Raw genomic sequence first — 11288 nt, 5'->3', positions numbered from 1 at the left:
GTCGTCGCCGGGGGCGGGGGGCTGGTCGCCCTTTGCCGTCGTCGGGCCGTCGCCCCCGCGGGGCCGGCTCGACGTGCTGATGGACTCGCTGCCCCGTGGCTGGCGGACGGCGGCCAGGATGCGGCCGCGCCGGCCCTCGCCGGGGCGGGCTCGCGGGGGTCCCTCCAGGGACTTGGCGGTGCCTGTTCCGTCCACGTCCAGCAGGCCGATCGCGTCGGTCGCCGTGTCCGTCCCGGAAGCGGGCGGTGGGCTGTCGGTCGGGCCGTCGGGCTGGTCGGCGGCCCGGGCGAGGGGCATGCCGGCGCGGTCGATGAGATCGGCCTGGCGGCCGAGGTCGGCTTCGATCTGGGCGAGGCGCTCGAGCATCTCGGAGGCGTCGCCGCCGCGCTCGCGGATTGTGCGCAGGGCGTCCATCAGGGTGAGCCACTGGTCGCGGTCGACGACGACGTGCTCGGCGAGCCGGTTGGAGGAGTACGGCGGGAAGAGCCGCTGGGCGGCGGCGAGGACCTGCTGGACCTGCCCGGGGTTGAGCCGCCCGGGCTTGCTCCGGACGTACTTGACGACGTCCTTGACGCTGATGATCGTGACGCCGTCCAGCGCGCCGTCGCTCCACAGGACGCTCGCCTCGACCATCACGAGGACCGGGTAGACCGGGATCTTCGTGGTGGGCAGGGCGGCGCGGACCTGGTTGCGCACCTCGCCGCCGAGCCATGAGGTCTTGTCGATCGCGGGCTTGAGCGACTCGCCGTCCACCATGGCACCGCCCTTGGTGTAGCGGACGATGCCCTTGTTGGTGTCGCTGCCGAGGATCATGACGCCGCCGGGACCGATCAGCAGGTGCCCGATCGTGGCCTGCGAGTAGGGGACGGCCCGGTCGTGCATGATCACATAGCCGTGTCGGCGGAGCCGGGAGATCGCGCGGGCGGTCTTGCGCTCAGCCTCGGCCGCCTCGCGCAGGGTCTCGACGTCCGGCGAGACACCGAAGGCGGCCACGGCGATGCCACCGGGCCAGACGATGAGCAGGACCACGAAGACGGCCACGCCGAGACCGGGCAGCCCGAGCCCGAACCCGATGACCAGGCCGAGGCCCATGCCGACCACCGCGGCGCGGATGGCCGCGCGCGGCACCTCGCGCGCCAGGCGGTCGCGTCGGACCATCGCCTGGTTCTCTCGCGCGCGCAGGTATTCCGTGTGCTGGGAGAACCCGGGCCGCCCGGCCCGGGGCGTCGCCGGCCTGGTGCTCGTCGCCATCGTGCCCACCATGGATCGCAGGGGTCGTCAACGTGGTTGGAGACCGTTCTCCGGAGCGCGCCGGGCGTCGTCGCGACAGCGCTGTAGCCGGCCGGCTGAAACCTCTGGCCCGACCCGGTCACGGCGTGATCCCGTGACCGCCCGGACCGAGGCACCCACCCATGGTGCGGGGAGGCTCATGGTCATCACAAGAGTTGACATCAGCGCTCTGGATGATCCACGAGCGACAGGCCGCCGGCCGGCGGAGTGCCACAACACGTGCCACCCGGCGATTGGACCATGTGGTCCCACCTGGGGCTCGTGGGGTGGCCAGACGAGAACGGACGGTGCGGAGAGTCGTGGTTCGGGCGGTTGTCTGCCACTCAAAGTAGCAGGCTCCCCGGCACGCCGGGCAAGATCAGCCCAATAGGTCCCCGATCCCGCCCCACTCGGACCACGTCGTGGCAGGGTCGGGGGTGTTCGGGGTCGGGAGCGGGGGATCTAAAGGTGATGGCCCCCGGGAGCCACCCCGGATGGTGTCGTTGTGGGACTTTCGGAGGGGGAGTGATGCGTGTCCGGTGATCGTGACGTGTCTCTGGTCACTCCGCTCGTCGCGGGTCGTACGGTCACGGGAAGGCTTGCGCTTCGGAGTGGGCCCGATGGCCGTCACGCGGGTCGCGGTGGCAGCGGAACGCTCCGCGTTGATGGTCAAGGGTGGGGCGGCCGTCGCGCTCAGGAAGTTACCGGCGGGTACGGGTAGGCTCGCCGCGTCGCCGGGCGGCACCGGTTGTCGTCGGTCAACACCGGTCAGCACTGACCGGATAGCACAGATGGAGGACCTGTGAGAATCGCGATCGGTCTAGCGATCACGCTGATCGCTCTCGCGGTGGCCGGCCGCCGCGTCTTCTGGCTGACCAGACTGATCAGGTCCGGTCAACCGGCGGAGGGCCGGCTCGACGACCTGCCGACCCGGATCTGGACCGAGATCAGCGAGGTGGGCGGCCAGCGCAAGCTGCTCAAGTGGTCGGTGCCCGGCCTGGCGCACGCCTTCACCTTCTGGGGCTTCACCATCCTCGGCCTGACGATCGTCGAGGCGTACGGGGCCCTGTTCGACCACGACTTCCACATTCCGCTGTTCGGGCACTGGGCGGCCATCGGGTTCCTCGAGGACTTCTTCGCAGTCGCCGTGCTCGCGGGCCTGATCACCTTCACGGTCATCAGGCTGCGCAACGCCCCGGCCCGGCTTGACCGCAAGTCCCGGTTCTACGGCTCCCACATCGGCCCGGCCTGGGTCATCCTCGGGATGATCACACTGGTCATCGTGACCCTGCTGATCACCCGTGGCGCCCAGTTCAACGCGGGCACCCACCCGCAGGGCGACACCAAGTGGGCGTTCGCGTCCTGGCTGGTCAGCCTGCCGCTGGATGCCTTCTCGGAGCACACCAACGAACACATCGAGACGGTGTTCCTGCTCCTCAACATCGCGATCATCATGGGCTTCCTGGTGCTGGTGGTCTACTCCAAGCACCTGCACATCGGCCTGGCGCCGATCAACGTCATCCTCAAGCGGGAGCCGGTCGCGCTCGGCCCGCTGGGCACCACGCCCGACATCGAGAAGCTGATGGAGGAGGACGAGCCGATCGTCGGGGTCGGCAAGGTCGAGGACTTCTCCTGGAAGGCCATGCTCGACTTCTCCACCTGCACCGAGTGCGGGCGGTGCCAGAGCCAGTGCCCGGCCTGGAACACCGGCAAGCCGCTGTCGCCCAAGCTCCTGATCATGGACCTCCGGGACCACCTCTTCGCGAAGGCTCCCTACCTGCTCGCGCCCAAGGACGCCGAGGACGGCGAGAGCGCCGAGGAGACCACGAAGGCGGCCGCCAGCGCGTCCGAGGACGGCTCCGGCAAGCACAAGGTGCACCACCACGTGCCCGAGTCCGGCTTCGGCCGTGTCCCCGAGCCCGGTCAGCCCCAGGTGGACCGCCCGCTCGTCGGCACCGCGGAGGAGGGCGGGGTCATCGACCCCGACGTCCTGTGGTCGTGCACCAACTGCGGGGCCTGTGTCGAGCAGTGCCCGGTGGACATCGAGCACGTCGACCACATCGTCGACATGCGCCGCTACCAGGTCATGATCGAGTCGGCGTTCCCGTCCGAGGCCGGCGTGATGCTGCGCAACCTGGAGAACAACGGCAACCCGTGGGGTGTCTCGCCGCGCTCGCGCACCGAGTGGACCGACAACCTGCCGTTCGAGGTGCGCATCCTCGACGAGGGCGAGCAGATCCCGGACGAGGTCGAGTACCTCTACTGGGTCGGCTGCGCCGGCGCCATCGAGGACCGGGCCAAGAAGGTCGCGCGCTCCTTCGCCGAGCTGCTGCACACCGCCGGGGTCGAGTTCGCCATCCTCGGCAGCCAGGAGTCCTGCACCGGTGACCCGGCGCGCCGCCTCGGCAACGAGTACCTCTACCAGGAGATGGCGAAGGCCAACATCGAGCTGTTGAACGAGACGGGCGTCAAGAAGATCGTCGCGACCTGCCCGCACTGCTTCAACAGCCTCGCCCGGGAGTACTCCTCGCTCGGCGGGACGTTCGAGGTCGTCCACCACACGCAGCTGCTCGGCAAGCTCGTCGAGGAGCGCAAGCTCGTCCCGATCACCCCGATCGACTCCTCGGTGACCTACCACGACCCGTGCTTCCTCGGCCGGCACAACAAGGTCTACACCCCGCCCCGGGAGATCCTCGAGGCCATCCCGGGCATCCGTGGCCAGGAGATGCACCGCTGCAAGGACCGTGGCTTCTGCTGCGGCGCCGGCGGCGCGCGGATGTGGATGGAGGAGAAGATCGGAAAGCGGGTCAACGTCGACCGCATGGAGGAGGCCCTCGGCCTCGATCCCGATGTGGTCTCGACGGCCTGCCCGTTCTGCATCGTGATGCTCTCCGACGCCGTCACCGAGAAGAAGCTCGCCGGCGAGGCCAAGGAGAGCGTCGAGGTGCTCGACGTCTCGCAGCTGCTGGCCCGCTCACTGGTCGCGCCGACGCCCACGCCGACAGCGGAGCCGCTGAGCAGCTGAACCGGTAGCGAGCGGATCAGGCAGTAGCCACGCCGTCGCGGCCGCCCCCGGGGATTCGGGGGCGGCCGTCGTCGTGTGTGCGGTCAGGCGCCGTGTGATCCGTTGGGGATCTCGGGCACGGCCGCCCGGGTGAAGTCGCGGTAGGCACGGGACGGCGTCGGCCCGCGCTGACCCTGGTACCGGGAGCCGTAGACCGCCGAGCCGTACGGGTGCTCGGCCGGCGTCGACAGCCGGAACAGACAGAGCTGGCCGATCTTCATCCCGGGCCAGAGCTTGATGGGCAGCGTCGCGACGTTCGACAGCTCCAGCGTCACGTGGCCGGAGAAGCCCGGGTCGATGAACCCGGCGGTCGAATGGGTCAGCAGGCCCAGCCGGCCCAGGCTCGACTTGCCTTCGAGTCGGCCGGCGAGGTCCTCCGGGAGCGTCACGACCTCCAGCGTCGACCCGAGCACGAACTCTCCCGGGTGCAGGACGAACGGCTCGTCGCCCTCGGGCGCCACGAGCTCGGTGAGATCCTCCTGCTCCACGGCCGGGTCGATGTGGCTGTAACGGTGGTTCTGGAACACCCGGAACGCGCGGTCGAGCCGCAGGTCCACGCTGGACGGCTGGATCAGCCCCTCGTCGTAGGGGTCGAGCCGGACGCGGCCGGCGGTGATCTCGGCCCGGATATCCCGGTCGGACAGCAGCACGTTCGTGGACGCTACCGCAGCCGCCTGGACGTCCTGCCGGCACGAGCCCGGTGGATCATCGCGGCCCTCTGATGGCGGGATGTGCGGACTGCGGTGATTTCGCCGCCGTCGCGGTGTGGGAGTCGTGGTGTCTCGGGTAGGAGCATCCCGGACGCGTGCGAGGTTGCCGTCACGGGACATCGCCTTCGGTGACACTCTGACTGCGGAGGGAACTGCCGTGCGGAGAGGGAACCGGTCCGCGCGAGGGAGCTGGCGACGCAGCCGGACGACGATCCAGGATGGGGACCGATGCTGGGGCTACCGGATCACATCGAGGCATGCCTGTTCGACCTGGACGGGGTACTGACCCGTACCGCCGCCGTCCACGCCGCGGCGTGGAAGGAGATGTTCGACGACTTCCTCGAGAACTGGGCTAGGCGGTCCGGTGACCCGTTCGTCCCCTTCGACATCGCCACCGACTACGCCGACCATGTGGACGGCCGCCCGCGCGCCGACGGCGTGCGCGCGTTCCTGGACTCCAGGGGCATCCACCTCCCGCCCGGAGTGCCCGGCGACCCGCCGTCCGGGATGACGATCCAGGCGCTCGCCACCCGGAAGAACATCCTGCTTCTGGAGAAGCTGAAGGAGATGGGCGTGGAGGTGTTCGCCGGCTCCGTCCGCTACCTGGAGGAGCTCGAGCGTGCCGGCGTGCCGCGTGCGGTCGTGTCGTCCAGTGCGAACTGCGCCGAGGTGGTGCGGGCCGCCGGCATCGAGCACCTGCTGCTGGCGCGGGTCGACGGCCTGGTCGCAGAGGAGCGCGGCCTGGCCGGCAAGCCGGCCCCCGACACCTTCCTGGCCGGTGCCGAGGCGCTGGGGGTGGCCCCCGGCGCCGCCGCCGTCTTCGAGGACGCCATCGCCGGGGTGCAGGCGGGCCGGGCCGGTGGCTTCGGCTACGTGGTGGGGGTCGACCGGGTCGGCCACGCCGAGGCGCTGCGCGGCAACGGCGCCGACCGGGTGGTCGAGGACCTCGCCGAACTGCTCGGTGGAGGTTCGACCGGCCCGGCCTCCGCTGGCTCCGCGTCTGGCGGCTCCGCGTCTGCCGGCCCGGCCACCGGTGGGGGCGACGCGTGATCGGCAGGCCCTCCTACCCCATCGAGTCCTGGTCGCTGACCGAGCACGGGCTCGACATCGACGACCTGGCCCGCTCCGAGTCGCTGTTCTCGCTGTCCAACGGACACGTGGGCATGCGCGGGAACCTCGACGAGGGCGATCCGCACGGGCTGCCCGGTACCTACCTGAACTCCGTCCACGAGCTGCGGCCGCTTCCGTACGCCGAGGCGGGATACGGATACCCCGAGTCCGGGCAGACGGTCATCAACGTCACGAACGGCAAGATCGTCCGCCTGCTGGTCGACGACGAGCCGTTCGACGTCCGCTACGGGGACCTTCTCGCGCACACCCGCACGATCGACTTCCGCGAGGGGGTGCTGCGCCGGGAGGCCGACTGGGTCTCCCCGGCCGGGCAGCGGGTCAGGATCCGCACCCAGCGTCTCATCTCCTTCTCCCAGCGCTCCGCCGCCGCGATCCACTACGAGATCGAACCGGTGGGCGACACCGCGCGGGTCGTCATCCAGTCCGAGCTGGTCGCCAACGAGCAGCTTCCGGGGCGCAGGGGCGACCCGCGCGCCGCCGCCGTCCTGGAGTCGCCGCTCATCTCCGAACGGCACCGCGCCCGCGAGACCATGGTCGAGCTCGTCCACCGCACCCGGCACAGCGACATCCGGGTCGCCGCGGCGATGGACCACATCTTCGACGGCCCGCGTTCGCTCGGTGTCACCTCGGAGAGCGAGCCCAACACCGGCTGGGTCACCGCGACGGCCGTCCTCAAGCCGGGCGAGACCCTGCGGATGGTCAAGTTCCTCGCCTACGGCTGGTCCGAGCAGCGCTCCCTGCCGGCGCTGCGCGACCAGGCCACCGCCGCCCTCGTCGCCGCCCGCCAGACCGGCTGGGACGGCCTCGTCGCCGAGCAGCGCGAGTATCTGGCGGACTTCTGGCGCCGGTCCGACGTCGAGGTCGACGGGGACGCCGAGGTGCAGCAGGCCGTCCGGTTCGCGCTCTTCCACGTCCTGCAGGCCGGCGCGCGGGCCGAGCGCCGGGCCATCCCCGCGAAGGGGCTCACCGGCCCCGGGTACGACGGTCACGCCTTCTGGGACACAGAGAGCTACGTCCTGCCCGTCCTCACCTACACCGTGCCGGCCGCCGCCGCCGACGCGCTGCGCTGGCGGCACTCGATCCTCCCGCTGGCCCGCGAGCGTGCCCAACTACTCAACCTCGACGGCGCGGCCTACCCCTGGCGCACCATCCACGGCGAGGAATGCTCCGGCTACTGGCCCGCCGGGACGGCGGCCTACCACGTCAACGCCGACATCGCCGACGCCGTCCTGCGCTACCTGTGGGCCACCGAGGACGAGCAGTTCGAGCTCGAGGTGGGTCTGGAGATCCTCATCGAGACGGCGCGGCTGTGGCGTTCCCTCGGCCACCACGACCTCTCCGGCCGTTTCCGCATAGACGGTGTGACCGGCCCGGACGAGTACTCCGCGCTCGCCGACAACAACGTCTACACCAACCTGATGGCCCAGCGGAACCTCGTCGGGGCGGCCGACGCCGTCCGGCGCCATCCCGAACACGCCCGGGCCTTCGGGGTCGACGCGGAGACCGCCGCGAGCTGGCGCGACGCCGCCGAGGACATGTTCATCCCGTTCGACAAACGCCTCGGGGTCCACCCGCAGTCCGAGGGATTCACCGAGCACCAGGTGTGGGACTTCGAACAGACCAGGCCGGAGCAGTATCCGCTGCTGCTCCACTTCACCTACTTCGACCTCTACCGCAAGCAGGTCGTGAAACAGGCCGACCTGGTACTGGCGATGCAGCGCCGCGGCGACGCGTTCACCGCCGAGCAGAAGGCGCGCAACTTCGCCTACTACGAGGCGCTCACCGTCCGCGACTCGTCGCTTTCCGCCTGCTGCCAGGCCGTCATGGCAGCCGAATGCGGTCACATGTCCCTCGCGCACGACTACCTGCGCGAAGCCGCCTTCATGGACCTGAAGGACATCGAGCACAACACCGGCGACGGCCTGCACATGGCCTCGCTGGCCGGCAGCTGGATCGCGCTCGTCGAGGGCTTCGGCGGGCTGCGTGACACCGGTGAGCTGCTCTCCTTCAGCCCCCGCCTGCCCGAAGGCCTCAGCCGGCTCGCCTTCGGCCTGCGCGTGCGCTCCCGCCAGCTCCGCGTCGAGGTGGTCGACTCGTCCGCCACCTACACGGTGCTCGAGGGCGAGGCGATCACGATTCTGCACCACGGCGAGAAGGTCCGCGTCTCACCCGACCAGCCCTGCAAACTGGACGTCCCACCGGTGCCGGCACAGGAACGCCCGAGGCAGCCCGCCGGCCGGGAGCCGCTGCGGTTCCTGCACCAGGGCAACGGCACCGAGGTCACCCGCGCGGCCGACGTCCACCCCGTCGACGGGTGACCGGGCCGTGGGCCGACCAGGGTGACAGACCGGGGGCGGACCAGCCTGAGCGCGAAGTCCGGGGGTGGCGGTGGAACACGTGCCGCCCGAGTCCAGTAAGATGCGGTAGCACCATGCGGGCGTAGTTCAGAGGCAGAACACGAGCTTCCCAAGCTTGCAACGCGGGTTCGATTCCCGTCGCCCGCTCGAGCCGGTTCGCTGTGGTTGCCGCCCCTGGGGGGCGGCTTCCCGGGGGGCCGTTGTTTTTTTCGGGGGGCGACCCCCGAAGCCCCCGAGCGGCGGGCCTGGTTGGCTGGTGGGGGTGGTTCTCCCTCTTTGGGGTGGGTCCTGCCTCGGTGCGCTGCAGTCGTCCGATCCTCGCGGCACGTTCAACAGGATCGTTCGTGTCGAGCTACCTTCGGCTGAGCCGTTCAGGCACGTTCACTCACCGGGAAGCCCCTGGTCGACGACGGCGTCGAGGTCAGCGAAGAACCTGTCGGCGTCGAGCGGCGCCTCGTGAGCGAACATCGCGAGGACCTACGTCGCCCAGCTCGCAGCCGGGCAGCGCCGCCGCCACCCGCGCTCGGTCAATCATCATGATCGGGCGCCCGGCCTCCGGTGATGCTTATCGGAGACCATCGCGAAACCGCCCGTTTCCCCCGGCACGATGAGTGATCCTATGGCTGCGCACCGGACGACCGGACGGCAGGGCCACGCCGTCCCAGCGCTCCGCCTCACCGACCGGCACCGATGATGCTGTGGCGTGCGCTGACATACTTCCGGGGCACCCCCGGTTCCTGTCCGCGGGGGAGCGGCGGTCCGCGGTGGCAGTTTGCCCGGTTCCAGCCGGGGGAGCCTGCCGGCGCAGGCACACGTCCCACCATCGAGGAAAGGCTGATCGCATGGGCGTTTCGATTGAAACCCTCTCGCAGGGAGACGGCAAGACTTTCCCCAAGAAGGGGGACCGGGTGACGATTCACTACGTCGGCACCCTGCGTGACGGCCGGCAGTTCGACTCGTCCCGTGACCGGGGCGCGCCGTTCGTCACCGAGATCGGTGTCGGCAGGGTCATCAAGGGATGGGACGAGGGGGTTCCCCAGCTTTCCCTCGGTGAGAAGGCCGTGCTCACCATCACGCCCGACTACGGGTACGGCCCCGGCGGTTTCCCGCCCGTCATCCCGCCGAACTCCGACCTCCTCTTCGAGGTGGAGCTTCTCGCCATCAACTGACCTGGTGACAGAGCTGGGAGCGCGCGGACCGGCGGCAGCCCGCTCGGGCCGCCGCCGGCCGCGTTCCACCGGGCGGCCGAGAGCCGCGTCAGGGAGATGGGCAGCTCACGGTGATGTGCAGGTCACGGTGATGGGCAGGTGGCGCCGGCCCATCCCATGACCATGCAGTAGGTGCCGCGGCTGACCTTCCACTCGCCATCGACGATCAGGGCGTTACCGTTCTGCTCCCCGAAGTCGATCCCGCCCTGGTAGGCGATGCGGAAACGAAGTGCCGCGTGCCGCGGGTCGGTGAAGACGATGTCGCTCGTGGTCACAGCGGCGGTGTGTGTCGCCTCGGGGAAGTTCTGTATCGCCTGGGCGAGGGCCGGTGAACGCCTGCGCGTAGGCCGCCTTGGCGGCGGCCTCCGCCCGGGCGCGGACGAACGGCTGGGGTCCGTTTCCCCCGGCCAGGGCCGCCTGCGCGGGGATCATGGCCGAGACCGCGGCGACCAGGAGCGTCAGTGCGGCCAGGTGCCGCCTCCGGCGCGTGCGGGTGGTTCCGTTGCCGGCCGGGCGTCGGCCCGGTCGATCGGACATCGTCATCGAGTCCTCCTCTGCGGCGTGGTTGCCGCATTCGGATAGATGCCGGCATGTCCGGTCAGGTTGACGCGAAACGGGCGGAATCTCCTGGGGCAGGGACGATCGCCTGGATGTGCACCGTGAACAGCGATTCGCCTGCCGGCGGACAGCGCGCGGTGCTGTGCGGAGTGGCGAGTGGTGTCAGCGGTTGACGTACGTGCCGTCGCAGCTGTAGATCCGCGTCCTGCCGTCGTCGTTGTCGTCGACGTAGCTGAGCTTGAGGCTTCCGTCGTAGATCCAGCCGGCGGTGGTGGAGCCGTCCAGGCGGGCCCACCACCACAGGTTGTTGTGGCCGTTGACGACGCTGCAGTGCAGCCAGACCTTCTTGCCCTTGGCCAGGCTCGCGACCGCGCCGCATGCCGCGTACGGCCCGCTGCGCAGCGAGGAGGCCTCGGTCAGCACGCCGTACCCGTCGCCGTTGTAGCCGTGGCTCGGGCTGCCGGGGCATCCGCTCACGGCCGTGCTGGACGGCGCCGGTTTCGGGGTGGGGGCCGGTGCCTGTGGCGCGGTCGCTCCCGGCGTGGTCGCGGCCGGCGGTGGGGTGAGGGGAGTCGCGGGGCCGCCCGCGCCCGCGGGCGGTGAACCGGGCGCGCCGGCTCCCAGCCCACCCGGTGGGGTGCCGGGAACGGGCAGGCCCGGCCCGGGCGCCACCGGACCGGGGAGGCCCGCCTTCGGATCGAAGGGCGGCCTGGCGGGGTCCGCCGTGGGCCCGTTCACGGCCGAGGCGACCATGGGCGTGGAGGGCGACGGCTCGTCGGAGCGGGTGAGCAGCACGGCGGCGAGCGCGCAGACCACGACGAACGCGACCGCGCCGATCGCGCCGACCAGCCAGGGACGGCGGCCGTGGCCGGACCGGCGCGGTGCCCCACCCGCCGCGACGCCGCCGGCCGCTGGGATGCCGCCGGCTCCGGCGGGGGCGGCGGTAGGCGGTTCGGTGAAGGCCGGGGACGGAGCTGGAGCTGGAGTCGGG

The 11288-nt window shown here is 70.8% G+C and carries 7 protein-coding genes, 1 tRNA gene and 1 pseudogene; 5 read left to right on the top strand and 4 right to left on the bottom strand.

All coding sequences use genetic code 11. The features are described from left to right. On the bottom strand, positions 1 to 1251 hold a 1251-nt coding region (locus FMEAI12_RS08310), incomplete at its 3' end, for a nuclease-related domain-containing protein (protein ID WP_112105569.1). A gap of 820 nt (positions 1252 to 2071) precedes the next feature. On the opposite strand from FMEAI12_RS08310, the gene FMEAI12_RS08305 reads away from it, so the two are divergent. Beyond that, positions 2072 to 4294 (top strand): (Fe-S)-binding protein, encoded by a 2223-nt coding sequence (locus FMEAI12_RS08305; RefSeq protein ID WP_112105568.1) that lies wholly within the window; start codon positions 2072 to 2074, stop codon positions 4292 to 4294. A gap of 83 nt (positions 4295 to 4377) precedes the next feature. On the opposite strand, the gene dcd is transcribed toward FMEAI12_RS08305, so the two are convergent. Beyond that, positions 4378 to 4983: a dCTP deaminase gene (gene dcd / locus FMEAI12_RS08300; RefSeq protein ID WP_071060864.1), complete on the bottom strand. Its 606-nt coding sequence runs from the start codon at positions 4981 to 4983 to the stop codon at positions 4378 to 4380. Between the two features lie 288 nt (positions 4984 to 5271). Here dcd and FMEAI12_RS08295 point away from each other — a divergent pair, with 288 nt between their 5' ends. From FMEAI12_RS08295 to FMEAI12_RS08275, 4 genes are all read left to right on the top strand, one after another. Beyond that, complete coding sequence (locus FMEAI12_RS08295; RefSeq protein ID WP_071060866.1) at positions 5272 to 6093, top strand: HAD family phosphatase; 822 nt, start codon at positions 5272 to 5274, stop codon at positions 6091 to 6093. After that, entirely contained in the window at positions 6090 to 8492 is a 2403-nt protein-coding gene (locus FMEAI12_RS08290) for a glycoside hydrolase family 65 protein (protein ID WP_112105567.1), read from the top strand. The genes FMEAI12_RS08295 and FMEAI12_RS08290 overlap by 4 nt, the downstream gene beginning before the upstream one ends. A gap of 115 nt (positions 8493 to 8607) precedes the next feature. Continuing rightward, positions 8608 to 8678 (top strand) — tRNA-Gly (locus tag FMEAI12_RS08285). A 695-nt stretch (positions 8679 to 9373) separates the two neighbouring features. Then, positions 9374 to 9700: an FKBP-type peptidyl-prolyl cis-trans isomerase gene (locus FMEAI12_RS08275; protein WP_071060870.1), complete on the top strand. Its 327-nt coding sequence runs from the start codon at positions 9374 to 9376 to the stop codon at positions 9698 to 9700. Positions 9701 to 9822: 122 nt separating this feature from the next. On the opposite strand, the gene FMEAI12_RS08270 is transcribed toward FMEAI12_RS08275, so the two are convergent. Further along, the gene (locus tag FMEAI12_RS08270; protein WP_112105566.1) at positions 9823 to 10014 is read right to left on the bottom strand and encodes a hypothetical protein; all 192 of its coding nucleotides are present in this window, start codon (positions 10012 to 10014) and stop codon (positions 9823 to 9825) included. 445 nt (positions 10015 to 10459) lie between these two features. After that, a pseudogene (locus FMEAI12_RS08265) lies at positions 10460 to 11288 on the bottom strand (serine/threonine protein kinase); the annotation flags it as partial.

It is taken from the genome of Parafrankia sp. Ea1.12 (genome assembly GCF_900465275.1).
Taxonomy (GTDB): Bacteria; Actinomycetota; Actinomycetes; order Frankiales; family Frankiaceae; genus Parafrankia; species Parafrankia soli.
This window is presented reverse-complemented; position numbering and strand designations above follow the sequence as displayed.